This is a genomic window from Roseovarius sp. SCSIO 43702, assembly GCF_019599045.1.
Classification (GTDB): Bacteria; Pseudomonadota; Alphaproteobacteria; order Rhodobacterales; family Rhodobacteraceae; genus Roseovarius.
This window is the reverse complement of record NZ_CP080623.1, coordinates 3,553,679-3,580,078: the sequence shown is the minus strand read 5'-3', so window position 1 is coordinate 3,580,078 and position 26,400 is coordinate 3,553,679. Positions and strand designations below refer to the sequence as shown.

19 protein-coding genes are annotated in these 26,400 nt (G+C 63.7%); 15 read left to right on the top strand and 4 right to left on the bottom strand.

Going from position 1 to position 26,400, the window contains the following annotated elements; all coding sequences use genetic code 11:
• Window positions 1–68: 68 nt before the first annotated feature.
• Complete coding sequence (locus K1T73_RS17575) at window positions 69–665, top strand: hypothetical protein (protein ID WP_220601942.1); 597 nt, start codon at window positions 69–71, stop codon at window positions 663–665.
• A 26-nt stretch (window positions 666–691) separates the two neighbouring features.
• On the opposite strand, the gene K1T73_RS17570 is transcribed toward K1T73_RS17575, so the two are convergent.
• Entirely contained in the window at window positions 692–1,951 is a 1,260-nt protein-coding gene (locus K1T73_RS17570) for a site-specific integrase (protein WP_220603808.1), read from the bottom strand.
• 416 nt (window positions 1,952–2,367) lie between these two features.
• Between K1T73_RS17570 and K1T73_RS17565 the strand changes: the two genes are divergently transcribed.
• From K1T73_RS17565 to K1T73_RS17550, 4 genes are all read left to right on the top strand, one after another.
• A complete protein-coding gene (locus K1T73_RS17565; protein ID WP_220601941.1) occupies window positions 2,368–3,240 on the top strand; it encodes a DUF6731 family protein in 873 nt (290 codons plus the stop codon).
• Window positions 3,240–3,725, top strand: coding sequence for a hypothetical protein (locus tag K1T73_RS17560; RefSeq protein ID WP_220601940.1), 486 nt, complete (start codon window positions 3,240–3,242; stop codon window positions 3,723–3,725). Before K1T73_RS17565 ends, K1T73_RS17560 begins: the two co-directional genes overlap by 1 nt.
• An 828-nt stretch (window positions 3,726–4,553) precedes the next feature.
• Window positions 4,554–5,942 (top strand): efflux RND transporter periplasmic adaptor subunit, encoded by a 1,389-nt coding sequence (locus tag K1T73_RS17555; protein WP_220601939.1) that lies wholly within the window; start codon window positions 4,554–4,556, stop codon window positions 5,940–5,942.
• A complete protein-coding gene (locus tag K1T73_RS17550) occupies window positions 5,939–9,055 on the top strand; it encodes an efflux RND transporter permease subunit (protein WP_220601938.1) in 3,117 nt (1,038 codons plus the stop codon). Before K1T73_RS17555 ends, K1T73_RS17550 begins: the two co-directional genes overlap by 4 nt.
• Window positions 9,056–9,082: 27 nt before the next feature.
• Here K1T73_RS17550 and K1T73_RS17545 read toward each other — a convergent pair whose 3' ends face one another.
• A complete protein-coding gene (locus tag K1T73_RS17545) occupies window positions 9,083–9,571 on the bottom strand; it encodes a cytochrome c (protein ID WP_220601937.1) in 489 nt (162 codons plus the stop codon).
• 270 nt (window positions 9,572–9,841) lie between these two features.
• Between K1T73_RS17545 and K1T73_RS17540 the strand changes: the two genes are divergently transcribed.
• From K1T73_RS17540 to K1T73_RS17505, 8 genes are all read left to right on the top strand, one after another.
• Entirely contained in the window at window positions 9,842–10,471 is a 630-nt protein-coding gene (locus K1T73_RS17540) for a TetR/AcrR family transcriptional regulator (protein WP_259400355.1), read from the top strand.
• 136 nt (window positions 10,472–10,607) lie between these two features.
• A complete protein-coding gene (locus tag K1T73_RS17535; RefSeq protein WP_220601935.1) occupies window positions 10,608–13,250 on the top strand; it encodes a cation-transporting P-type ATPase in 2,643 nt (880 codons plus the stop codon).
• 147 nt (window positions 13,251–13,397) lie between these two features.
• Complete coding sequence (locus tag K1T73_RS17530) at window positions 13,398–14,846, top strand: YfcC family protein (protein WP_220601934.1); 1,449 nt, start codon at window positions 13,398–13,400, stop codon at window positions 14,844–14,846.
• A gap of 15 nt (window positions 14,847–14,861) precedes the next feature.
• Complete coding sequence (locus tag K1T73_RS17525; RefSeq protein WP_220601933.1) at window positions 14,862–16,091, top strand: arginine deiminase; 1,230 nt, start codon at window positions 14,862–14,864, stop codon at window positions 16,089–16,091.
• Window positions 16,092–16,103: 12 nt separating this feature from the next.
• Complete coding sequence (argF, locus tag K1T73_RS17520) at window positions 16,104–17,105, top strand: ornithine carbamoyltransferase (protein WP_220601932.1); 1,002 nt, start codon at window positions 16,104–16,106, stop codon at window positions 17,103–17,105.
• A gap of 3 nt (window positions 17,106–17,108) precedes the next feature.
• Window positions 17,109–18,035, top strand: coding sequence for a carbamate kinase (gene arcC, locus K1T73_RS17515; protein ID WP_220601931.1), 927 nt, complete (start codon window positions 17,109–17,111; stop codon window positions 18,033–18,035).
• 4 nt (window positions 18,036–18,039) lie between these two features.
• Window positions 18,040–18,603, top strand: a complete 564-nt coding sequence (locus tag K1T73_RS17510) for an HdeD family acid-resistance protein (RefSeq protein WP_220601930.1) — start codon at window positions 18,040–18,042, stop codon at window positions 18,601–18,603.
• Between the two features lie 97 nt (window positions 18,604–18,700).
• Window positions 18,701–20,443, top strand: a complete 1,743-nt coding sequence (locus K1T73_RS17505) for a SulP family inorganic anion transporter (RefSeq protein WP_220601929.1) — start codon at window positions 18,701–18,703, stop codon at window positions 20,441–20,443.
• A gap of 86 nt (window positions 20,444–20,529) precedes the next feature.
• On the opposite strand, the gene ettA is transcribed toward K1T73_RS17505, so the two are convergent.
• Together ettA and K1T73_RS17495 are read right to left on the bottom strand one after the other, a co-directional pair.
• Complete coding sequence (ettA, locus tag K1T73_RS17500; protein ID WP_220601928.1) at window positions 20,530–22,185, bottom strand: energy-dependent translational throttle protein EttA; 1,656 nt, start codon at window positions 22,183–22,185, stop codon at window positions 20,530–20,532.
• 44 nt (window positions 22,186–22,229) lie between these two features.
• Window positions 22,230–24,035 carry a bifunctional diguanylate cyclase/phosphodiesterase gene (locus tag K1T73_RS17495; RefSeq protein WP_259400354.1) on the bottom strand — a complete coding sequence of 602 codons (1,806 nt, stop codon included), beginning with the start codon at window positions 24,033–24,035 and terminating at the stop codon, window positions 22,230–22,232.
• A 169-nt stretch (window positions 24,036–24,204) separates the two neighbouring features.
• On the opposite strand from K1T73_RS17495, the gene K1T73_RS17490 reads away from it, so the two are divergent.
• Complete coding sequence (locus K1T73_RS17490; protein ID WP_259400353.1) at window positions 24,205–24,810, top strand: nicotinate-nucleotide adenylyltransferase; 606 nt, start codon at window positions 24,205–24,207, stop codon at window positions 24,808–24,810.
• A 67-nt stretch (window positions 24,811–24,877) separates the two neighbouring features.
• Window positions 24,878–26,386: a D-alanyl-D-alanine carboxypeptidase/D-alanyl-D-alanine-endopeptidase gene (gene dacB / locus K1T73_RS17485; protein WP_220601925.1), complete on the top strand. Its 1,509-nt coding sequence runs from the start codon at window positions 24,878–24,880 to the stop codon at window positions 26,384–26,386.
• The last annotated feature ends 14 nt before the right edge of the window (window positions 26,387–26,400 follow it).

Here is a 26,400-nt window from a genome sequence, read left to right as displayed (position 1 = left end):
CTCAGGCCGCTTCCGTCACGAGCGCGCTGTGTTGGTCAACGCCAAATAGTTAAGAAGGGAGGTGAGGCATGGCATTGCCACCGCGCGTCTATTTTACATTGCACGAAGCCGCAGCCCGCTGGGACTGCACGCTCGCCGACATTGCTGGCTGGGCGTCCGTCGGTCTGTTCGATATCGTCACGGCCATCGCGCCGGTGACATCGGGATCGCAGATTGTGGCCGGATACGTTGTCGTCTCGGTCACGGACATCCTGCAGATGTTCCGGCGCTGCGGAACCGGGCCGACAAAGTGCTTTTTGCGACGCGTGCGGCTGAAGAATCACGAGGACTGGATCATGATCGCGGACCCGGCCGAACGGATCGAGGTCACGCTGGCAGACCTGCTGATCATGGCCGAGGAGGTTCGCCGTTTCGAGACGGAGTGCGATCTGCTCCGCCGCCCGGCATCGCACATCGGGTCGACCGCCCGCTATGACTGGGATGGGATGTACATCTCGCTGATCCGCCGCGTTCATGAATACGGCATTCCTGAAACACAGGCCGAATGGGTCGGGGAGGTGCAGGAATGGTTCGTGGAAAAGTCCGAAAGCGGCGAGGTGCCGGATGAGCGGACGATCCGGCGCAGACTCACGCCGATCTGGAAAGCGCTGCGCGAGACCTGCTGATCATCAGAATGCCGAGGCGCGGAAGATCATGCCGTCTTCTGCTCCTCGCCGGAATCATGGACCAGTTTCGGCTTGGGCCGGAATGCGCTGGCGACCGCATCGACGCCCGCGCGCAGCGGCGAGTCCATCAGATGGGCGTAGCGCTGTGTTGTCTGCATCTGGCTGTGACCCAGAAGCTTGCCAATCATTTCCAGCGATGCGCCGCCGCTGACCAGCAGGGAGGCAAAGGTATGGCGCAGGTCATGGATCCGGACGTCGGGGATCCCGACCTGCTTCTGGATGTTCGCCCAGAAGCGGCGAATTTCCTTCACGGGCTGGCCCGGCACATCGCCCGGAAACAGCAAGGCGCAGCCGCGCGGTACCAGCAGCTGGCGCTGGCGCACGATCGCCGCCGCCTCGTCCGAGATCGGCAGGCGGTGAATCTTGCGCTGCTTGGTCATGCTGGCGGGCTTCGACCAGCTCAGATGCTCGAGGTTGAAATGCTCGAACCGCGCCTGGCGGACCTCACCAACCCGCGCGCCGGTCAGCATGCAGAGCCGGATGATGTCGGCCGACCGGCGATCCTCAGCCGTCTCCAGCGCCTCGGCCAGCTTGCGGATTTCTTCGTGTGACAGGAAACGTTCGCGTGGATTTTCGATCCGGCGGCGGAAGCCGGACGCCGGATTGTCCTCGCGCCACCCCCAGCTCACGGCATAGGTGAACATCTTGCGCAGCACTTCGCCGGTCCGGTTGGCGCGCACCGGGGTCGGCTTGGCCCCCTGCAGCTTTCGCGCCCGGTTGTTCGGCTTGGCTTTCGAGGGCCGGGGCCGACCGGCCGCGACCTTGTTCAGCAGTTTTTCGACATCGTAGGGCGTGATTTCCGTCACCAGCCGGTTGCCCCAATCCGGTGCCACCAGCTTGGCCAGCATTGATTTCTGGTCCGAGGCGTTGGTCGGTGATAGGTGCGGCAGGTGCACCTCGGTATAGCGCTCGATCATATCCTTCACGCGCGGCGCATCGCGCCCGGTTTCCTTCTGGCCCAGCGGGTCGGCCCCGGCGTCGATCTCGCGGCGCAGTTCCTTCGCCCTCTCGCGCGCAGCTGTGGTCGACCATTCGGGCCAACGGCCGATGGTCATCCGACGCTGCCGCCCGGCATGGCGGTAATCGATGGTGAACGCCCGGTTCCCCGAGCGGTAGATGCAGACGGCGAACCCGCGAACATCTGTGTCGAAAATCTGGTAGTCCCGTCCCTGCGCCGGTTCGGCGTCACGGACTGACTTTTCATTCAGACGCAATCGGTTGACCATGCAACTCACCCTTCCTTCGTCACTCCATGACGCGTAAATTCGTGCCGCGATCAAGCGAAGCATGGCGAGGAGGGTGGCGGGGTGGCGCAGGGTGGCGGTCATGTGACCGCGGCGCGCCACCCGGAGATGACTCGAGGGTTCGATGGGCCGACCACGGACCTTCGCTACACCCTTCACAAACGGCAGCACGCACGGGAATCGGCTCATCAGTGTGACGCCAAGAACCGTCCGCGCCGGGCGATCAGATCACGAAAAGGTTGCACTCGGTTCAGAAGGTGATGAGGTCCGTAAACCGAGGGTGCCATGCGCAGAGCTGAGAACAGTCTCTGCGAGCGCCGCCGCACGGCTGTCCTACTTGGTGGTTGACCCTAAAAAGCAGATGCTGTCATCATTAGCATAAACTACTGGGGTGTCGAATGGACGCGAAGATTAAAGCGCGATTTTATCAAGTCGAAAATGTTGGAAAAGAAGACGCCACGTTATTTGATTGCCTGCATCAATTATGGGCCCACGCCAACCGCACAGCCTATGAGACGATCTACGGCGATGTCCGGGTCAGAATTGAGAATTTTGCCAACGATCCGGCTGTAGTCGGCGACGGGTTCATTGACGGGGAGTTTGTGCGCCAGCAGACAGACAACATCCCGCCTTTCGCAGAGCAGGGGCAACCGCTCGAAGGGAACGTCCGTCCACTGGGGCATCGCTGTGCCTTTCGATATCACGCTCAGTTAAATGTGCTTCTGCTGGAGAGCAGACGCGAGGCTGTGACGCCCATTCGGATGGATGCCTTGGTCAAGGCGCGCCTGAACCCTCACCGAGGGTTCTTCTTGTCACCGGTCCTGTCTCAGGCCGCGCTTGAAAAACTGCGCAACGGCACCCCCAGACGTGTTACATTCAGAGTCGCTCGCCCAGCTGAGATGGAGGTAGTTGAGGGCGAAGACCTCGGTTTAGAGGAGAATCTAGCAAGGTTGCAAAACCACTTTGAGGGACCAAATATTGAAGTGACGGCGAGTTGGCCCCGAGGAAACCGAGACGGCATCCTGAGCCAGAATGCGATTGCTCGGACCATCCGGTGGGCTACGGGAAATCGTGACCATGTCGAGAAGTTGCAGGTCAAGATTAACGAAGAACCCGACGCAATCGATATCTTCTCTGAGCAGATGAAGGTGGTCGACGTTCTTGATCTTGACAGCCATAACGTCGACAGGAATTACGCAACACGCCGTGCATTCCTTGCTCAGAGCTTTAACGATCACCTCCCGATCCTGCGGAGGCTTTATGGAGCGTAATGCAGTTAACAGCCACGATATCGAGGAAGACTAACACCTTCCTGTCCAGTGCCCCAGTTGCAAAGGCTTTAGGGTTGGCAATGGTTGCTGCGCTGTTGATCCAAGCCGCTTCGCAGGGTGACGAGTTCAACGTATCCTCGATATACTCAGGTGTCTTCGGCCTTCTGTCACTGTTCGCAGGATTCCTAGCTACGTTCTTCGTTTTCATCGCGACTAAGAGCAACAAGTTTTTAGAGGCAATCAAGAACACGATCACTTTCAAGCAGATGCTCGGTCTGCTGAAGTTCACCATATTGTGGACCCTTATGGCAATCGGCGTGACGTTCATTCTGACGATTGTTGAGCCCAAAAACTTTGCCTTGTGGAGTATTGTCCAAGTGGTTGTTTTTGCTTGGTCTTGGATCGTCATTTTGATCGGTGTGAACTTCGCCCGCTGTGTGTCGATGTTCTTCAGCATTGTTGACCATGATGCGAACACGGAGTGAAATACAACCTCCGATTACCTGCTGCGCTTCGCACAACAATTAGCTTCGCGCTGGTGATAGCTGATGCCGTGCGCCTTGCGATTCGCAGCTGCGGACGGAGGAGTTCATAGGCTACACTAAGCACTTCCTTCCGCTGTTTTGTTGCCATCTGGCGCGTCCTGCGCTTAGATTGACCACCAGCTAAAGGGCTGCCTCCAGACGTCGGCTGTGCGAGGCACGAACGGCAGGTTAAGGCCGTTCGTGATCATATCCAGTGGGATAAAGGATTGGCCACCTCAACGCCACCTCAACCCGCATACGTCGTTTTGGCGCGGTCGATGACGGTCAAAACCGGTCAATGTCGGATGTCGTCGGAGTGGAAAATGCGCGCAATCAAAGGCTTGGCGCGTAAGTCATTGAAGTACATAAGTTATTGTAATCGTTGTATTATCGGCTCATAACCTGAAGGTCGTAGGTTCAAATCCTACCCCCGCAACCAACCATATTATTTGCGAAAACCTCCGCAGGCTTTGCCGCGGAGGTTTTCGCATTTCTGGCTCACGTCCGCGCGGGCCGCGTGGGAGTATCCGGGGGTGGTTCCCCTCGGTCTGAAAGCGTGTCGTGTATTGGTCGCTATCATCCGATAGCCTGATGTCAAAGGCGTCCAGAGGTGCGTCCCTCGAGCGTCTTCGCTGGGATCTATCTACCATCGCCGATAGCGGCCTCGAGTGGATCGCGCATCCGGACGCCGGTTCGCAGCGGACGGTGCGAACACCGAGCCCGGTCTCGTCGTCCGGGCGAATACCATTGCATCGGGAGACTTGAAATAGTAAGTGGATACTATCTAATGTGGGCTCGGCGTCATCCGCCACGACATCGCGCTCGCTGCTTCCCGTGACGTCCGCTCGGGCAGCAGGCCGAAGGAGACGGATGATGAAGATTCGACGTTCATTGTGGATCCTTCCGCCGATCGCGTTGGGCGTCGGTATCGCCGTTTGGCTGATGCTGGCGGCGGAGGCCCCCGAACGGATCGAACAGACCGAACGCAGCGTCGTCGCCCGTATCCTTACGGCGGAGGCGAGGCAGGTGAAAACCGTGGCGCGTGGATATGGGAACGTGAAGGCGGCCCGCAACTGGGAAGCGGTGGCCGAGGTCGCTGGAACCGTCACCTGGCGGCATCCTGATCTGGAGACCGGCAATGTCATTCCCGGAGGAACCACGGTTCTGCGGATCGACCCGACCGCCTATGAACTGGCCGTTGCCGAGGCAGAAGCCGATCGGGCCGCATTGCACGCAGACGCCGCGCAACTCGCTGTCGACGAGGCGAATACCGCCGGACTGCTCGCGCTCGAGGAAGAACGGTTGGCGCTGGCCAGCGCCGAACTCGCGCGCATTCGCGACCTCGCCGGGCGTGGCGTGGCGACGCAATCGGCGCTCGACGCGCAGGAGCGCACAACCCTGCAGGTGCGCCGGAGCGTGGAAGAATTGCGCAACGCGCGTGCGCTGATCCCGTCGCGCCGCGCCCGGGTGGATGCGCAGATGGCGCGCACGGAGGCGAAGCTGGCCCGTGCACGGCGCGACCTTGCCAAGACCGAGATCGTGGCGCCCTTCGATCTCAGGGTCGGAAAGGTACATGTCGAGCGCCACCAATACGTGGCGACCGGGCAGCCGCTGGTGTCGGCCGATGATATCGGTCGCGCCGAGATCACCGCGCAGATGCCGGTCCAGTCCTTCCGGCGCCTGCTGCGCGGAGCCGCCGACGGTGATCCAATGACCCCCGCAAGGATGCCCGAGCGCTTCGCGAACGTTTCTGCCGAGGTGCGGCTGGTCTCGGACCCTTCGCAGGTCTGGACCGGCCGGTTGGTGCGGGTGGAAAGCGCACTTGACCCTCAGGCACGATCGGTGCCGGCGATTATCGCGGTCGACGATCCCTATGCCGGGGCGAACCCGCCGCTGCGCCTGCCGCTAGTGCCGAACATGTATGTCGAGGTGATCCTGACGGGACCGGCGGGCGATGATCGGGTGACCGTGCCGGCCAGCGCGGTTCACGAGGGCGATATCGTTTACTTGCGGAATGACGCGGGGAGGCTGGAACAGCGCGCGGTCACGGTCGACTGGAGGCAGGGCGGGATGGCAATGCTGACGGACGGCATCGCGCCGGGCGAGGAAGTGATCCTCGACGACCTGATGCCGGCGATCCCCGGCATGCTCGTGAAATCGGCGGAGCGATCGGAATGATCCGCTGGTTCGCCTTGCATCCCACCGCGGCCAACCTTCTGCTCGTGCTCATCTTCGCGGCTGGTCTGATGGCCGCGCCGACGCTGAAGCGCGAAACCTTCCCCGATTTCCGCCCCACCGAGGCGCAGATCAGCGTTGTCTATCGCGGTGCCACTGCCGAGGAGGTCGAGGATGCCATCTGCCGCCGCATCTGGGATGCGGTCGAAAGCGTCGAGAACCTGAACGAACTGACTTGCACCGCGCAGGGCGGCATCGCGCGGGCCGTCGCCACGATGGAGGCAGGCGCCGATGCCGAGCGCTTCGTCAATGACGTCCGTACCGAGGTGACGGCGATCGACGATTTCCCCGACCAGGCCGATCCCGCCATCGTGCGCGAGCTTCACCGCACCGACAACGTCACCTCGGTCGCCATCGCGGGCGACTTGCCGCCCGCTCACCTGGAGCGCTACGCGACGGAGCTTCAGGACAAGCTGTCTGCCCTTTCCGGGGTGGCGAAAGTGACGCTTTCGGGTTTCGGTGAGCGGCAGTTCCGTATCACCGTTCCCCGCGCCGTGATGGAGCAGCATGGTCTGACAGTCGCCGGGTTGGCCGAGACCATCGGCGCACAAAGTATCGACCGCCCTCTTGGCACGCTTGAAACCCCTGATCGCGAGATAAGTCTGCGTTTCACGGATGAGAGGCGCAGCGCCGCCGAGCTCGATGCACTCGTGGTGACGTCGCGGCCGAACGGCGCCGAACTGACCCTTGGCCAGATCGCGACGATTACAGAACGTTATAACCCCGAAGAGGAACGCGCATTGCTGGATGGACAGCGCGCGGCTTTCCTTCAGGTGAACAAGGCACTGGGTGCCGATGCGCTGAAGGTCTTCAACAGCGTCGGTGACCTGGTGGCGGCCGAGCGCGACGTTCTGCCGGACACACTCCGGTTGGAGGTTGTCAAGGACATGACCAGCATCGTGCGCGACCGGCTGACGATGCTTGTCGAGAACGGCGTGCTGGGCCTGATACTGGTCGTCGCGATAATGAGTGTCTTCTTTCGCCCCGGCTTCGCGATCTGGGCGGCGATGGGCCTGCCGGTGGCCTTCATGGGCGCCTTCGCCGCGATGGCGTTGCTGGGCCTGTCACTGAACATGATGACGCTTGTGGCGCTGCTGATGGCGATTGGGATCGTGATGGACGATTCCATTGTAATCTCCGACGCCATCTCCGAGGCGGCCGCACGCGGGGCCTCACGCGCGGAGGCGGCGGTGACGGGCACGTTGTCGGTGATGCCGGGGGTGCTGTCCTCCTTCGCGACCACCATCGCGGTATTCGGCCCGCTGGCCTTTCTCGCCGGGGAGCTGGGGGCCATCCTCGAAGTGGTGCCACTGGTACTGATCGCGGCCCTTGCGGCAAGCCTGGCTGAGGCGTTCTGGGTGCTGCCGCATCACTTGGGCCACGGGCTGAAAGGAGCCGATAAGCCGTCCTCGCGGTTCCGCGCGGCGTTCGATGCGCGGTTCGAGCGATTCCGCGAACGACGGATCGGCGGGCTGGCGGATCTCGCGATCCGCTGGCGCTACCTCGTGACCGGGCTGACCATCGCCGCGATGATCGGAACCGCCGCCCTGCTGGCGGGGGGGCATCTCAAGCGCGAGGCGATCCCGGCTATCGACGGCGACGTGATCGAGGCGCGTATCCTCATGCCGCAAGGCGCGCCGCTGGCCCGTACCGAGGAGGTGGCAGAGCGGGTGAGCGCGGCCCTTGATAGGGTCAACGCCGCACTCACGCCCGACCAACCTGATAGCGCGGTACTGGTGCGATCGGTGCAGACGCGGTTCAACCACAATGCCACGGCGGGCGAATCCGGTCCGCATGTCGCCACCATCGCCGCCGACCTCCTGAGCGCTGAAAGGCGGACCGTCACCCTGGACCAGATCGTGACACTTTGGCGCGCGGAGATCGGCGATGTGCCCGGCGCCATCGCGATCCTGTTGACCGAGCCGGGACTTGGACCACAGGGGATCGCCATCGAGATCCGGTTGTCCGGGCCGGACCTCGATCGGCTCGCGGAGGCCGCCGACCTGCTGCTGGCCGAGACGCGGAGCTATGCCGGCGTGTTCAACGCGATACACGACCTGCGTCCCGGGAAGCCCGAGCTGCGCCTCCGCATGGCCGAGGGTGCTGCCGGGCTGGGATTGAGCGCGCGCGACGTGGCCGATCAGGTCGGCGCTGCCTTCCTGGGGAGGGTGATCACCACTGTCCAGCAGGGCGACATCTCTTACGAGTTGCAACTGGAGCAGGCAGAGGACGATCGTAACTCGCGGGACGACCTGCGCGACTTCACCATCACGCTGCCTGACGGGCAGGCGGTGCCGCTCTCGACCGTGGTGCATATCGATGCGGCACGGGGATGGTCTGCGATCAATCATGTCGACGGGCAACGCACCGTGACGGTGCAGGCCGACGTGGATACCCGCATCGGCAACGCCGACGCCATAGTGGCGGAACTGGCGAACGGCTTCCTGCCGCGACTGATCTCCGACATGCCCGGTCTGAGTTTCGAGATCGGCGGGCAGAGCGCCAATTCCGCCGAAACCGTTGCCTCGATCCTGCGCGGCTTCCTGATCGGGCTGATCGGGATCTACGTCGTGCTTTCTTTCCAGTTCCGCAGCTATGTGGAGCCGGTGATCGTGATGCTGTCGATTCCGCTGGCCTTCATCGGCGTCGTGGCCGGACATCTGATCATGGGTTACAACATCTCGATGCCGTCGCTTATCGGCGCAGCCTCGCTGGCGGGAATCGTGGTCAACAACGCCATCCTTCTGGTGCAGGTCATCAAGCTCCGCATCACCGAAGGAATGGATGTGGCCCGCGCCGCAGGTGAAGCCAGCCGCGCCCGGTTCCGCCCGATCCTGATGTCGGTCTCGACCACCGTGATGGGATTGGTCCCGCTGCTGCTGGAAACCAGCACACAGGCGCAGACGTTGAAGCCGCTGGTGATCTCGGTGGTCTTCGGCCTCTTCTCGGCCACGATCCTCGTGCTGATCGTCCTTCCTGCCTTCTACGCCATACTCGCGGACATGGGGCTGGCGCGGGCCGGGCGGACGCCGGTGAGCCGTGTCCCGACATCTTGACGACGAAGCAGGCGGCTTTTCTCTGCGTTATTCCGCCAGCATCGGAAAGCGATCGGTCGCGTATCGGGCGTGGCAGGCTGTGCAAGCCTCGATCATCCGGCCGAACTCGGCATGCTGCGCGCCCCGGTCACCATCGCGGCCCGCTTGCGCAAGATCGGCCGAAAGCCGGTGAAAGGCCTTGTCTCGTGCCACGAAGTTCTCGGGCACTGCAGCCATCAGGTCCTGCTTGTCCTCTGGTGTCATGGATTGCTGCAGAATGAAACTGTCGTGGATCTGCTGCGCCAGGTCCGCGACCCTGGCATCGTCGCCGGCGATCAGCGCCGAGAGGATGTCCTTGCTGGCCTGTTCGATCGACTGCATCTCCTGGCGAAGCAGGTCCCGCAGCTTGGGCGTCAAGTCCGGGGAAACCGGGCTCATCTCCTCACCGACTGCGGGTAATGCAACCGCCAAGCCGAGCGTTCCCGCGATCGTGGCGGCGAGAAGCCGCGTCCGTCCTGTCCGTTCATACCGCTGCATCTTGGGTTCCCTTTCGTTGGTGAATGCATGTTTCGGCGATGGTCGCCTTGCGACTCCCGATCGACCCGACCGGAGTGAGGACCGCGAGTCCGCCGGGAGCGCGACGAGGACGGCCGTCACCTGGATATCCCTTCGCTGGTTGGCTATGGACAACCACGAATCAAGATAGTAATTGGTTGCTATGTTGATTCCAAGCCAAGATGTGTCGCCAATTCGATTGTCGATACGGTGACAGGCGGGGCTGCGCGGATGGCAGGCGGAGGCAGGCTGTTGACCAGGACAAGACCGAAAAAAATCCCGGCGGAAGAGCGTCGGAACATCACCGTTGAAGCCGTCATCGACCTCGCAGGCTCTTCCAATCCGGACAGCATAACGACGGCCGCCATCGCGAAGCACATGAAGCTGACACAGGGGGCGATCTTTCGCCATTTCCCGAACAAGGATGCCATCTGGAAAGCGGTCATGGATTGGGTGGCGAAGAACCTGATGGCGCGGCTTGATCGCGCCGCCGGGGATATCGCGTCGCCGAGAGAGAAGATGGAGGCGATGTTCCTCGCTCATATCGCCTTCGTCGCCGATCATCCGGGCGCGCCGCGGATGTTGTTCGGAGAGCTCCAAGGCGCGCGAAAGACGCCGGCCAAACGGCTGGCGCAAAGCATGATGAAACAATATGCGGAACGGCTCCGCGGCGTGATCGCGGACGGCAAGGCCAGCGGCGAGCTGCGCAGCGACCTCGATGTCGAAGCAGCAGCCACCCTTTTTATCGGTACGATTCAGGGGCTTGTGATGCAATCCCTGATCTCCGGCGACATGGACCGGATGCGCGCCGATGCACCGCGGGTCTTTGGCATCTACAGACGCGGTATCGAAGCGGACACGCCCACTGCCGGGCGAGGCTGACATGCCCGTCGTGGCCCTGCTTACGTAATTCGCGCTGTTGGCTCTATTCTTTCCCCGGCCGATTGATCTGCGTTAATTGGCGCCACTCCGGACTGAGATAGGTCGGTCGCGGAACAGCAACTGTTGGATTCTTCCAATGAACGCACCGACCGAGCAAGCCGCTTTTTCCCGGGATGTTGGCACTGTCGTCGCCGAACTTGGCGTCGATCCCGCCGTGGGCTTGCAGGGTGCCGAGATGGACGAGCGCAGAGCACAGTTCGGGCCGAATACGCTTCACAGACAGGCGGCCAAGAGCACGCTCTCCATCCTGATCCACCAGTTTCAGGGCATCATCGTCTGGCTTCTGGCCGCGGCTGCCGGTTTCTCGCTGTTCCTCGGGGACGTGGTCGAGGCGCTGGCGATTGTCGGAGTTCTCCTGATCAATGGCGCGATCGGGTTCTTCACCGAATTGCGGGCCGCGCGCTCGATGGAGGCGCTCCACAAGATTGCCCGGGTGACGGCAAGGGTGCGACGTGAGGGCGAGACCTGCCTGGTCGATGCGGAGGCGCTTGTGCCGGGCGACGTGGTCTTGCTCGATGCCGGTGACATCGTGACGGCGGATATGCGGTTGGTGCAGGTTTCCAATCTGCATGTGGACGAATCCGTGCTGACGGGCGAGTCCGTGCCCGTTCTCAAGCAGACCGATGCCGTCCCGGGTGACACGGTGGTCGCCGAGCGCACGAACATGGTGTTCAAGGGATCGTCCGTTACGCAGGGAACCGGCGAGGCAGTCGTCACCGGCACCGGAATGACGACCCAATTGGGCATGATCAGTGCGCTGACCCAAGAGGCCGAAGCCGACGCTTCACCGTTGGAACAGCGCCTTGACAGGCTGGGGCACAAGCTGGTGTGGCTCACCCTGGCGCTGGCCGCGCTTATCGTCATCGCGGGCATTTCGCGGGGTCAGCCGCTGACCCAGATGGTCGAGACCGGGATCGCGCTGGCCGTGGCGGCGGTACCCGAGGGCCTGCCGGTCGTGGCGACGCTGTGCCTGGCGCGCGGCATGTGGCGGATGGCGCAGCGCAACGCGCTTCTGTCGCGGCTGTCGGCGGTTGAAACCTTGGGCTCCACCACGATCATCCTGACCGACAAGACCGGCACGCTGACGGAAAACCGGATGAGTGTGGCGGGTTACCTGCTGGCCTCGGGCGATGTCGCGGCCTCGGATGTGGCCGAGTCGCCCGATGATGAACCCCTCGCCTTGGCGATCAGCGTCGGCGCGATGTGCAACGGCGCGAGTCTCGGGGATGGCGGCGAGCGCGTGGGCGACCCGATGGAACTGGCGCTTCTGGAAGCGGCCCAAAAGGCCGGGCGCCCACGGCAGGACCTGTTGCAGGACTGTCCCGAAGAAAGGCAGCATCCCTTCGATCCCGACACCAAGATGATGGCCACGGTCCATGACGCGCCTGACGGGGCCGTCTTCGCCGTCAAGGGGGCGCCGGAGGCGGTGCTGGCGGCCTGCGACCGGGTCATCACGGCCGAGGGCCCGCGACCCCTGAGCGACGCGGACCGCGCCGACTGGGCCGACCGAGTTCATGCACAGGCCGCGCGGGGGTTGCGCCTTCTGGGCCTGGCGACCAAGACCGCGGATCCCGACGCTGCGCCCGACCGGGGCCTGATGCTGATCGGGATGGTGTGTCTCTCCGATCCGATCCGCGACGATGTGGCCGATGCCATTGCCGCCAGCCGGCGGGCGGGTGTGCGGGTGGTGATGATGACCGGAGATCACGCCGACACGGCGGCCGAGATCGCGCGTCAGGCCGGGCTGATCGAGGGCGAGTTGAGCGTGCTGGAAGGAGCCGATATCCGCGACATGGATCTTGACACCCCGAGCGAGCAGGACCGTGCGCGGCTTCTGGCGGCGGATGTCTTTGCCCGTGTCGCCCCGGCCGACAAGCTGAAGATCGTGACGCTTTACCAGAAAAGCGGGCAGATCGTGGCGATGACAGGCGATGGCGTCAACGATGCGCCGGCTCTCAAGAAGGCGGATATCGGCATCGCCATGGGTCAGCGCGGCACGCAGGTGGCCCGCGAAGCCGCGCAGATGGTGCTGAACGACGACGCCTTCGCCACGATCATCATGGCGATGCGCCAGGGGCGGGTGATCTTCGGCAACATCCGCAAGTTCGTCGTCTATCTCATGTCATGCAACGTCAGTGAGGTTTTGGTGGTGGGCGTCGCGGTCGGGGCCGGGCTGCCCGCACCGCTCCTGCCGTTGCAGATCCTGTTCCTGAACCTGGTGACCGACGTCTTCCCCGCCTTCGCACTGGGGCTTGGAAAGGGGGACGATACGGTGATGGACCGCCCTCCGCGCAATCCGTCGGAACCGATCATCGACAACCGGCGGTGGGGTTTCATTGCCCTTATGGGCGCGGTGATCACGCTCGCCACGCTCGGGGCTTTCGTTGTCTCCCTTCATAGCCTGAACCTGCCGGCGGCGCAGTCGATCACCGTGGCTTTCGTCACGCTTGCGTTGGCGCAGGTCTGGAACGCGTTCAACATGCGCGCGCCTGGGGCGGGCGTGCTGCGCAACGAGGTCACGCGCAACCCGTGGGTCTGGGGCGCGACCGCGCTCTGTCTTGGCTTGATTGCCGCCGCGATCTGGCTTCCGGGTTTGTCGGATGTCTTGCGTCTTCCCTCGCCGGGGACGCACGGTCTGGCCGTGGCCGCGGGTTTCAGCCTCGTCACAATGATCGGTGGTCAGATCATTCTTTGGCTCGCCCCGCCTGAACGCGCATGATGGCCGCGGCCCAAGTCGCCTCAAATCAACATGCGTCCGATCATGGGCAGATCAAGCGGGGTCTCGGCCGTTAACGCCGGTTAATGCGCAGATCGGAGGGGAAGATAGGCGTTTATGGACGACGCCAAGCAAAGGAGAGGCTTCCCCATGGCTGATGAAACCCAAGCGCCGACCGACTCCGAACAGGACCTCTCGTCGCGATTTCCCACCGCCTACACGATCCTCTTCGGACTGATCATCCTGGTTGCTGCCCTCACTTGGTTCATCCCCGCGGGGCAATACGAGCGCGTGATGAACGAAGAGGTTGGCCGCGAGATCGCCGTGGCCGGAACCTACAGCGAGGTCGAGCCGAACCCGCAAGGTTTCGTCGAGGTGATGCTGGCGCCGATCGCGGGGTTCTACGACCCTGACAGCTATGTCGCCAATGCCATCGACGTCGCGCTTTTCGTCTTGTTGCTGGGTGGCTTCCTGGGCGTCGTGAACGCCACAGGCTCGATCGACACGGGGATACGCACCGCGATGGCCCGCATGAAGGGCCGCGAGATATGGATGATTCCGATCATGATGACGCTCTTCGCGATCGGCGGCACCACCTATGGCATGGCCGAGGAAACGCTGGCCTTCTACGCGATCCTGATCCCGGTGATGATTGCCGCGGGATATGACGCAGTGACCGGCGTCGCGATCATCCTGATCGGGGCCGGGATCGGCGTGCTGGGCTCCACGATCAACCCTTTTGCAACGGTCATTGCTTCGGACGCGGCGGGGATACCGTTCACGGACGGCATCATATTGCGCCTGATCATCCTGCTGGGCGGTCTGGCGATCTGCGCGGTCTATGTGATGCGTTACGCGAGCCGCGTGAAAGCCGACCCCTCGCGTTCGGTCGTCTCGCGGCAGGCCGACGCCCATCGCCGGCTGTTTCTGGCCGATCCGGGCAGTGCGGAGGTAAGCGACAGCCTGACCGGCACGCAGAAGATCATCCTTGTGCTTTTTGCGATCACCTTCGCGGTGATGATCTGGGGTGTCGCCAGTCAGGGATGGTGGATGGCCCGCATGGGTGCCCTGTTCCTTGGTGCGGCCATCGTCGTCGGCATCGTCGGACGGCTGGGTGAGAAGAGACTGACAGGCAGTTTCGTCGACGGCGCGCGGGACCTTCTGGGTGTCGCGCTGGTCGTCGGACTTGCACGCGGTATCGTCGTCATCATGGAACAGGGTCTGATCGCCGATACGATCCTGTTCAGCGCCGAGCAATCTCTGGCCGACCTGAACGATCTCGCCTTCATCAACCTGATGTTCTGGATCGAGATCGGCATGAGCTTCTTCGTGCCCTCCTCCTCCGGTCTTGCGGTGCTGTCGATGCCAATCCTCGCTCCCCTCGCGGATTTCGCGGGCGTGGGGCGCGACCTGGTCGTGACGGCCTATCAATCGGCCAACGGGCTTGTGAACCTGATCAACCCGACATTCGCCGTCGTGATCGGCGGGCTGGCGATCGGACGCGTGTCATATGACCGCTGGATCGTCTTCATCTGGCCCTTGATGCTGATCCTTCTGGTCTTCATCTCCGTCGCGCTCAGCGTCGCGGCATTCCTCTGAACGAAAGGCAACGTCATGTCCGATCAAACACTGGGCGTTCACTCCGAAACCGGAAAACTGCGGCAAGTCATCATCTGCCGACCCGGCCTTGCGCATCGCCGCCTGACGCCCGAGAATTGCGAGGATCTGCTTTTCGACGACGTGTTCTGGGTCAAGCAGGCGCAGAAGGATCATGATGCCTTCGGGAAGGCGATGACCGATGAGGGCGTGGAGGTTCTGGAAACCGGCGTGCTTCTGGCCGAGACCATGGATATTCCCGAAGCGCGGAAATGGGTGCTCGATCATCGCATCGCGGCGATACATGTCGGCGTCGGTGCGCGACGCGAGCTGCGCGAGTGGATGGACGAGCTACCGGGCGAGGAACTGTCGAAATGGCTGATCGGTGGGCTGACCGTCGCCGATGTGCCCTTCGAGGCGACCAGCATGTTCGGCGCCTACCTGGGCAAGCACGGCTTCATCCTGCCGCCGCTGCCCAACTTCCTCTTTACCCGTGACAACAGCGCCTGGATCTATGGTGGCGTCACGCTCAACCCAATGTATTGGCAGGCGCGGCGCCCCGAAACGCTGCTGACCGCGGCGATCTACAAGTTCCATCCCAAGTTCAAGGGCAAGGTCGAGGTGATCTGGGGCGATCCGCTGGAGGATTACGGCCTCGCCACGTTGGAAGGCGGCGACATCATGCCCGTGGGCAAGGGTGTCGTCCTCGTCGGCATGGGCGAGCGGACGTCGCCGCAGGCCGTCGGCCTTCTGGCGCAGGCGCTTTTCGATCAGGGTCGCGCGGAGCGTGTGGTCGCCTGCCAGATGCCCAAGTCGCGCGCGGCGATGCATCTGGACACGGTATTCACCTTCTGCGGCGACAACATCGTGACCAGTTTCAAGGAAGTGGCCGACGAGATGACCTGCTATGACCTGCACCCCGGTGAGGGGGGCAAGCCGCTCGACATGCGCCACGACACCCGGCCCATGTTCGATGTCGTGGCCGATGTGATGGGCTTCAAGAAGCTGAACGTCGTGCCCACCGGCGGCAGCGATCCGTTCGAGCAATCGCGCGAGCAATGGAACGACGGCAACAACGTGCTTGCCCTGCGTCCCGGTGTCGTCATGGGCTATGACCGCAACGATGACACCAACGCCGACCTGCGCGCGGCGGGCATCGAGGTGATCGAGATGCCGGGCGCCGAGCTGGGCCGGGGCCGAGGCGGCAGCCGCTGCATGTCCTGCCCGACCATCCGCGACGCCGTTTGAGGAGTATTTGAAATGGCTTTCAATCTGAAAAACCGCAGCTTCCTGACGCTGCGCGACTTTGCCCCGGCCGAGATCGGCTTTCTGCTCAAACTGTCGGCAGATCTCAAATCGGCCAAGTATGCCGGCACCGAGGTCGAGACGCTGAAGGGCAAGGAGATTGCCCTTATCTTCGAGAAGGACAGCACCCGCACCCGCGTGGGCTTCGAGGTGGCGGCGCATGATCAGGGCGCGACCGTCACCTACCTTGGCCCCTCCGGCACGCATATCGGTGGCAAGGAGACGGTCAAGGACACCGCCCGCGTGCTGGGCCGTGTCTATGACGCGATCGAGTATCGCGGCTTCGGCCAGAAGATCGTGGAAGAGCTGGCGGAGTGGTCCGGCGTGCCGGTCTATAACGGGCTGACGGACGAATTCCACCCGACGCAGATCCTTGCCGACTTCCTGACCATGCAGGAGCACAGCGAGAAACCGCTGCGCGAGATCGCCTATTGCTTCATGGGCGATGCGGGCAACAACATGGGCGATAGCCTGCTCATCGGCGGGGCCAAGATGGGCATGGATGTGCGGCTTTGTGCGCCCAAATCGCTCTGGCCCACGCAGGCGATTCAGGACGAAGCGCAGGAGGTGGCCAAGGCGACCGGCGCGCGCATCACGATCACCGAGGACGTGGACGAAGCCGTCAAGGGCGCCGACTACGTCTACACCGATGTCTGGGTGTCGATGGGCGAGAGTGACGATAAATGGGCCGAGCGGATCGAGCTTCTGAAACCCTATCAGGTGACAGCCGAAGTCATGGAGAAGACGGGCAATCCCCGCGCGAAATTCATGCACTGCCTGCCGGCCTTCCACAACACCGATACCGATGTGGGCAAGGAGATTCACGACAAGTTCGGCCTTGATTGCATGGAGGTCACCGAGGAGGTGTTCGAGGGGCCTGCGTCCATCGTCTTCGATCAGGCCGAGAACCGGATGCACACGATCAAGGCGGTTCTTGTCGCTACACTGGGGGCCTGAGGGATGCTCGTCGTTGCAGCCCTCGGCGGCAATGCGCTCTTGGAGCGTGGGCAGCCCCTGACGGCGGAGAACCAGCGCACCAATGCGCGCACCGCTGCCGCCGCTCTGGCCGAGATCGTGCGTGCCGGCCATGATCTGGTCATCACCCATGGCAACGGGCCCCAGGTGGGGCTGCTGGCGCTGCAAGGCGCGGCTTACAAGCCCGATGAGGCCTATCCGCTGGACGTGCTGGGCGCGGAAACCGGCGGCATGATCGGCTACATGATCGAACAGGAGCTGGAGAATGCGCTGGATCATTCGCGTCCCGTGGCCACCTTGCTGACACAGGTGGTGGTGGAAGCAAGCGATCCCGCCTTTCAGAACCCGACCAAGTTCATCGGTCCGGTCTATTCGCGTGACGAGGCCGAGGCGCGCGCCAAGGCGGCAGGCTGGACCATCGCGCAGGATGGCGACAAATGGCGCCGCGTCGTGCCGTCGCCCCGCCCGGTCGAGATCCCCGATATCCGCGTGCTCACGCTGCTGCTGGATCAGGACGTGATCGTCATCTGCACCGGTGGCGGAGGCATTCCGGTGCTCCGCCGGCCCGATGGCAGCCTGAGCGGTGTCGAGGCGGTGATCGACAAGGACGCGGCCAGTGCCTTGTTGGCGAAAGAACTGGACGCCGACGCGCTTCTTCTGCTGACCGACGTGGACGGGGTCTATCGCGATTTCGGCTCCGAAGATCAGGCGCGCATCGCCAGCCTGACACCGGGCGAGGCATTCGAGCTCGATTTGCCGGCGGGTTCCATGGGGCCGAAGATGATCGCCGCCGCGGGATTTGCCGCCTATGGCGGTCTCGCGGGCATTGGCCGGCTGGATCAGGCCACGGACATCCTGGAGGGAACAGCGGGGACCCGCGTGATCCCGGACGGGGCAGACGAGAAAGGGTAGGACGATGAATGAGATGCTGGATTACCTGCAACGCAGCTGGTGGATTTTCCTGCTGCGGGGCCTTGCCGCGATCGCATTCGGAATCGCGGCGTTCCTCTGGCCGGCGCTGACACTAGCGGTCCTAGTGGTGATCTTCGGTGTCTACGTGCTGGTCGATGGTGTTTTCGGCCTCGTCGACGCGATACGTTATCGGGACCGTTTGGGCCGGGTCTGGCCGTTGGTGCTGGAATCGATCCTCGGAATTGTCGTCGGTCTGCTGACGCCGTTCTGGCCGGGTGTCACGGCGCTGGTGCTCTTGTCATTCATCGCGGCCTGGGCCGTGCTCGGCGGACTGCTGCGGGTCGTCCTCGCGTTCCAGATACGCCATGAGATCACTGGCGAATGGTTCCTCCTCGCCAACGGGCTGCTTTCGATCCTCTTCGGTGGCCTCCTGATCGCGTTGCCGCAGGCCGGCCTGATCACACTCGCGTGGATCATCGGGTTCTATGCGCTGGGCTTCGGTATCTTGTTGATTCTGCTCGCGGTTCACCTGCGCAAGCTCGGCCGCGGGACCGAGACGCACGCCTGATCGACATGCTGTCTCACATCGGTCCGAACGGGGGGTGGACCTCGAAACGCCCGGAAGGCATTGGTTCCCCACTGCGCGCATAACGGGAATCCCGACAATGAAAGCACTTCGCCGCTACCTGCCGATCCTTGACTGGGGCCGCAGCTATGATCGCGGCGCGCTCGCCAACGACATGATCGCCGCCGTGATCGTGACGATCATGCTGATCCCGCAATCGCTCGCCTATGCCCTTCTCGCCGGCCTTCCGGCCGAGGCGGGTATCTACGCCTCGATTGCCCCAATCCTTCTATACGCGGTCTTCGGAACCTCCCGGGCGCTGGCCGTGGGGCCGGTTGCGGTGGTCTCTTTGCTGACGGCTTCGGCGGTGGGGCAGGTCGCCGAACAGGGCACCGCGGGCTATGCGATCGCCGCGTTGACGCTGGCGGCGCTGTCGGGCGGGTTTCTTGTCCTGCTCGGTGTTCTCAGGCTCGGGTTTCTCGCCAACTTCCTCAGCCACCCGGTGATAGCCGGGTTTATCACCGCCTCCGGTATCCTGATCGCGACGAGCCAGCTCAAGCATATTCTCGGCATCAGCGCGCAGGGTCACACCCTGCCGGAGATGCTGGGTTCGGTCCTGGCACACTTGGGCGAGGTCAACTGGGCGACGGTGGCGATCGGTGCATCGGCAACGGCCTTCCTGTTCTGGGTGCGCCGCGGCTTGAAACATTTTCTCCGGCACTTGGGCCTTTCGCCCTTCCTCGCCGATCTTCTGACCAAGGCCGGACCGGTGGCCGCCGTGGTCGCGACGACACTCGCCGTCTGGGGCTTCGGCCTCGCAGGCCATGGGGTGGCGATCGTGGGCGAGATTCCGCAGGGCCTTCCACCGCTGACCATGCCTTCCTTCGAGCCCGATCTTCTGGGGGCGCTTTTCATGCCCGCGATACTGATCTCGGTGATCGGCTTCGTGGAATCGATTTCGATCGCCCAGACGCTCGCGGCCAGGAAGCGTCAGCGCGTGGACCCCGACCAGGAACTGATCGGCCTCGGCGTGGCCAACCTCGGAGCGGCCTTCACGGGAGGCTACCCGGTTACGGGTGGCTTCGCCCGGTCGGTGGTCAATTTCGATGCCGGTGCGGAGACACCGGCCGCCGGAGCCTTCACGGCACTCGGGCTGCTCATGGCTTCGCTGTTCCTCACGCCGCTTGTCTACTACCTGCCCAAGGCGACCTTGGCCGCGACCATCATCGTTGCCGTTCTCAGCCTCGTGGATTTCTCCATACTCAAGAAGACTTGGACCTACTCCCGCGCTGATTTCACCGCCGTCGCCGCCACCATCCTGCTCACGCTATTGGCGGGGGTCGAGATGGGGGTTGCCAGCGGCGTGGCCATTTCGGTCCTGCTGCATCTCTACAAGACCTCGCGGCCCCATGTGGCCGAGGTCGGGCTGGTTCCGGGAACCCAGCATTTCCGCAACATCAACCGCCACGAGGTCGAGACCGATCCGACGCTGCTGACGCTTCGGGTCGATGAAAGCCTCTATTTCGTGAACGCCCGGTTCCTGGAGGACTTGGTGCAGGAACGCGTCACCGAGGGCGGCGCCATCGAGCACGTCGTGCTGATGTTCTCGGCCGTGAACGAGGTGGATTTTTCGGCGCTCGAAAGCCTGGAGGCCATCAACCGCCGCCTGAAGGACATGGGTGTGGGGCTGCACATGTCCGAGGTCAAGGGCCCGGTGATGGACCGGTTGAAAACCTCGCGTTTCCTTGATGAGTTGAACGGGGAGGTGTTCCTGTCGCAGTACGATGCCTGGCGAAAACTGGGCCTCCCCGCCGCCGGCCGGTCACATCGGCCTTCAACCTGAACCCCTGACACGAGCCCGGTGATCCGTCCTGTCGGTCGGTGCGCGGATCCCCGCGCGGATCCATGAAGCCGTTCGCCGGTAAATTCTCAGCGTGCGAACTTCTTGTGTTTCAACCGCTTGGGCTCAAGCGCGTCGGCACCGAGGCGCCGCTTCTTGTCTTCCTCGTAATCCTCGAAGTTGCCTTCGAACCATTCCACATGCGCCTCGCCTTCGAAGGCGAGGATATGCGTACAGATGCGGTCGAGGAAGAAGCGGTCGTGGCTGATGACCACGGCGCAGCCCGCGAAATCGACGAGCGCGTCCTCGAGTGCGCGAAGGGTTTCGACGTCGAGATCGTTCGTAGGCTCGTCGAGCAGAAGGACGTTGCCGCCCTCCTTGAGAAGACGTGCCATGTGGACGCGGTTGCGCTCACCTCCCGAGAGGAGCGAGACCTTCTTCTGCTGATCGCCGCCCTTGAAGTTGAAGGCCGAGCAGTAGGCGCGGGAATTCATCTGCGCATCGCCCAGCTCGATCACCTCGGCGCCGCCCGAGATCGCTTCCCAGACCGTGTCATCCGGCTTGAGATCGTCGCGTGACTGGTCGACGTAGCTGAGGTGCACCGTATCGCCATAATCGATCGCGCCGGCGTCGGGCTGTTCCTGGCCGGTGAGCATCCTGAAGAGGGTAGATTTGCCGGCGCCGTTGGGCCCGATGACCCCGACGATGCCGCCGGGCGGCAGCGAGAAGGTGAGATCCTCGATCAGGAGCTTGTCGCCCATCGCCTTGCGCAGCCCGTTGACCTCGATCACCTTCTGCCCGAGGCGCGGACCGTTGGGGATGACGATCTGTGCGCGGCCGATCTTCTCGCGCTCCGACTGGTTGGCGAGTTCGTTATAGGCGTTGATCCGGGCCTTCTGTTTGGCCTGGCGGGCCTTCTGGCCCTGCCGCATCCACTCAAGCTCGCGCTCGAGCGTCTTCTGCTTCGACTTGTCCTCGCGCGCCTCCTGCGCCAGGCGATTGGCCTTCTGTTCGAGCCAGGCGGAATAGTTCCCCTCGTAGGGGATGCCGCGGCCGCGGTCGAGTTCGAGGATCCAGCCGGTGATATCGTCAAGGAAATAGCGGTCGTGGGTGACGATGAGGATCGTGCCCTTGTAGTCGATGAGGTGCTGTTGCAGCCAGGCGATCGTCTCGGCGTCGAGATGGTTGGTCGGCTCGTCCAGAAGCAGCATGTCGGGCGCCTCGAGCAGGAGCTTGCAGAGCGCGACGCGCCGCGCCTCGCCGCCCGAGAGCGTGGTCACGTCCGCGTCGTCGGGCGGGCAGCGCAGCGCCTCCATCGAAACGTCGATCTGCGCGTCGAGATCCCAGAGATTGTTGCTGTCGATGTCGTCCTGAAGCTGCGCCATCTCGTCGGCGGTTTCGTCCGAGTAGTTCATCGCCAGTTCGTTGAAGCGGTCGAGTTTCGCCTTCTTCTCGGCGACGCCCAGCATGACGTTTTCGCGCACCGTGAGGGTGGGATCGAGCTTGGGCTCCTGCGGAAGGTAGCCCACGCGGGCGCCCTCGGCGGCCCAGGCTTCGCCGGTATAGTCGGTGTCGAGACCCGCCATGATCCTCATGAGGGTCGACTTGCCCGCACCGTTGACGCCAACGACGCCGATCTTCACGCCGGGCAGGAAGCTCAGGTGGATGTTCTCGAAGCATTTCTTGCCGCCCGGATAGGTCTTGGAGACCCCCTGCATGTGGTAGACGTATTGATAGGCTGCCATGATACCGCTCCGTCCTGGAAAAAGCCCGCGTTCGCGGGCCGTGTTTAGCGGGCGTGGGCGGTGGGGGCAATGGGCGGCGCGGCGTCGGAACGGGCCGGAAAGCACAGCGGCGAGCCGAGCGGCAAGTGGGCGTCGAGCCAGGCGATGAGGTCGGTCACCGGCATGGGCCGCGCCAGCCCGTAGCCCTGAATGCAGGGGCAGCCTGCGCGGCGCAGTATGTCGAGCTGCTCGGTGGTCTCGACCCCTTCGGCGACCACCTCCATCCCCAGGAGCCGGCAGAGGCGGATGATCGACCGGGTGATGACGCGGGTGCGTGGATCATCCCCCAGCCGCCGGACCATCGAGAAGTCGAGCTTGATCGCGTCGATCTCGAACGCGGACATATGCGCAAGACCCGCGTAGCCCGTGCCGAAATCGTCGAGCGCCACCTGGACACCGAGCTTGCGCAACCGTTCGACCGCGGCGACCACGTCGATATCCCCGCCGTCGAGGATCGTGGTCTCGAGTATCTCGACGCAGATACGTGACGGGGCGAGGCCGCGAGACTGGAGCGCCCAGTCGAGCATGCCGGGATAGTTCTCGTCCGCGAGGATCGGGCTCGAGACATTGAGCGAGAGAGTCATGTCCCGATGGCCCGCATCATCAAGCGCCTTGAGCGCGTCGAGCGAGAGGGTCATGGAGATGTAGTCGATATCCGCGAGAAGCTGGGAGCGGCGAGCCTCTTCAAGAAAGTGGCCAGGGCTGAGCAGGCCCTTTTCGGGGTGGCGCCAGCGAATGAGTGCCTCGCACCCCGTGATCGCATCGTCGGCGAGGCGCAGTTGGGGCTGGAGGAAAACTTCGAACTGGTTTTCCTCGACCGCGCGGCGCAGGTCGGTGGCGAGCTCCTGCTGCGCGCGGTAGCGGCGCCCCATCGCTTCGGAATAAAAGGCAACGTGGCCCCGGCCGCCGGCCTTGGCAGAGTAGAGCGCCTGATCCGCCTGCTGGATCAATGCCTCGCCCGTCACGGTATCGGAGACAGGCATGCTGGCGCCGATGGAGATGCCGATCATGATCTTCTGATCCTGCCATTCCAGCGGCCTCGAAATGTCATTCAGCACGAGTTCGGCGCGGGCCATCAACGCTTCCTGCGAGGCGACGCGCGCGCAGATGAGCAGGAACTCGTCCCCGCCGGTGCGACAGACCAGATCGTCGGGACCGGCATTGCGCCTCAGCCCGTCGGCCACGTGCCTGAGCGTCGCGTCGCCCGCGGCGTGGCCCAGCGTGTCATTCACCTCCTTGAACTTGTCGAGGTCGATTTGCAGAACGCCGATCTGACCCTTGCGGAGGAAGTCGCACACCGCCTCGGACCGCATGTAGGTCGAGAGCCGCTTGCGATTGGCAAGGCCGGTCAGATCATCATGAAACGCCGCATGTTCAAGCTCGTCCTTGGCTTGGTGCAGCGCGGCCTCTGTCCGGACCTGATCGGTGATGTCGCGGCAGGCGACAACGACGAGCTTGTCATCGGGATCGGGCCCGAGATCAATGAGCGCATGGGTTTGCTGGTTCCAGTAGCGTGTGCCGTCGCGGCGCATGTGTTCGGCCACACGGTAGCGGCGAAAGAGCGTGGTGTCGGGATCATAGCGAAACGTGGCCAGCATCTCGGGGGGTCGGCGACGCTCGGGAGGCAGCAGGAATTCCTCGGGATTGTGGCCGGCCACCTCGTCCAGGGAATAGCCGATCATCCGCTCGAGTGCCGCGTTCATCCACTTGATCCGCCCACGCATGTCCAGAACGCCGACCCCGTCCCTCACCTGTTCGAGCACGAGTTCCGGCAGGGGTCGATCGCAGCTAAGACCGGGGGGAAGCCGCAATCGGTGTCCTGCGTGTTCCGTTTCGTCCCGTGCCAAGCGCCGCACCCGCAGATTTCCGTTGTCGGTCCGTGCAGTATGCGCGCGATGGATTAACATTCCGTGGCCGAATACTTTACACAGCGTTAAGCGTGGCGCGCTTCCGCGTGCGTCCGTGACAGGGGGTCCCTTGGTGCAGAGCGACGTTTCATTGCCGATCATAGGCCCGGACCGGAGCGTGGGCCTTCTCGGCGGCTCCTTCGATCCGCCGCACGAGGGGCACGTGAACATCACGCGCGAGGCGCTGAAGCGATTCGACGTCGATCAGGTGTGGTGGCTCGTCAGCCCGGGCAATCCGCTGAAGGCGCACGGCCCTGCGCCGTTCGACCAGCGGATGGCGGCGGCGCGTGCGATGATGGATCACCCCCGTGTTCACGTAACCGATCTCGAGGCGCAGCTTGCCACCCGCTATACTGCACGAACCCTTTCCGCGCTCATCGCGTTGAGGCCGCGGGTGCGATTCGTCTGGCTCATGGGCGCCGACAACCTCGCGCAGTTCCACGAATGGCGCGATTGGCAATGGATCATGGAGACGGTGCCGGTCGGGGTGATGGCGCGACCCGGCGCGCGGCAAGGCGCGCTCCGATCGGTCGCCGCACGCACCTATCGCCACGCGCGGTGGCCCGCCTCGATGAGCCAAGCGTTGCCGCGCGCAGAGGCGCCCGCGTGGTGCTTCGTCAACGTGCCGATGGTGGCGCAGTCCTCGACCCGGCTTCGGGCGACCGGGTCATGGCCGTGACGGAGTGACGCGGGATTGCGCGGATGATCCCTTGTCGCGGACGGATTGCTGCGATTAACTCCTCTCCATGACGAGTTTCACGCGACGTGCTTTTCTTTCATCCGCGCTTTCGGCCGTGGCGACCGGGGCGCTGGCAGATGCCCCCGCGACATCGCTGCGCCCACGGGCACGCCCGGATACGCTCGGCAAGGTCGAGGCGCCCGAGGCCGCAACGCTCATCCGTGAGGCAAAGCTTGGCGGGCGGGTTGGTTTCGCCGTGGTCGACGTGGAAACCGGCGGGCTTCTGGAGACACGGGCCGGCGAGGAGGGCTTGCCACCTGCAAGTGTCGCAAAGGTGGTGACGGCGCTCTATGCGCTGAAGGTGCTGGGACCGAACCACCGTTTCCGCACGCGGCTCATCGCGGCGGGGCCGATCGTGGACGGGGTGATCGAGGGTGACCTGGTGCTGGCGGGTGGGGGCGATCCGACGCTCGACACCAACGCGCTCGCCCAGATGGCGGCCGATCTCAAGGCGGCGGGGATACGGTCGGTCACGGGGCGGTTCCGCACCTGGTCCGGCGCGCTTCCCTACGCGCCCGAGATCGACACGACACAGCCCGATCACGTGGGCTACAACCCGGCGGTTTCGGGGCTGAACCTCAACTTCAACCGTGTGCATTTCGAGTGGAAGCGGCAGGGGAGCGACTATACCGTCACGATGGATGCGCGCTCGGCCAAGTATCGCCCCGAGGTGCGCATGGCGCGGATGCGCGTCGTGGGCCGCGAGATGCCGGTCTACACTTATGCGAATGGCGGCGATCACGACAATTGGACCGTCGCGCGGGGCGCGCTGGGCGGAGGTGGGTCACGCTGGCTTCCGACGCGGCATCCGGCGAACTACTCGGCCGAGGTCTTCCAGTATTTCGCGCGCGCGCAGGGCATCACGCTCGAGCGCGGGCCGGAGCCGGAGGCGGAGCCCGAGGGCACCGCGCTCGTCACCCATGAGAGCGAGGAGTTGCGCGGCATCCTGCGCGACATGCTCAAGTACTCGACCAACATCACCGCCGAGTTGGTGGGCCTCGCCGCCACCGGGAAGCGGGTGGGCGACGTCGGTTCGCTCGCCTCGTCGGGCGCCGAGATGACCGCCTGGGCGCGCGAGGAGCTTGGCTTGAGCGATGCAGCGATCTTCGTGGATCACTCGGGTCTGGGCGATCGAAGTCGCGTGACTCCCACTGGCCTTGCGCGGGCTCTGGCACGCGCGCATCGGGAGGGCGAGATCGGGCCGATCCTCAAGGATATCCCGTTACGGAATGCCGACGGCAGTCCGGACCCGACGCATCCGGTCAAGGTACAGGCCAAGACCGGCACACTCATCTTCGTCAGCGCGCTCGCGGGATATGCAACGGCCCAGGACGGCACGGTCCTCGCCTTCGCGATTTTCGCCGCCGACGAGAAGACACGCGCCGGGATCGACCGGGCGACCCAGACCACCGCGCCGGGATCGCGAAGCTGGAACAAACGGGCGAAGCGGCTGCAGCAGGCGCTTATCGAGCGCTGGGCGCTGACCTACACGGGCAAGGCGCGCCGGGGCGGTTGACCTTTGGCCCCGCA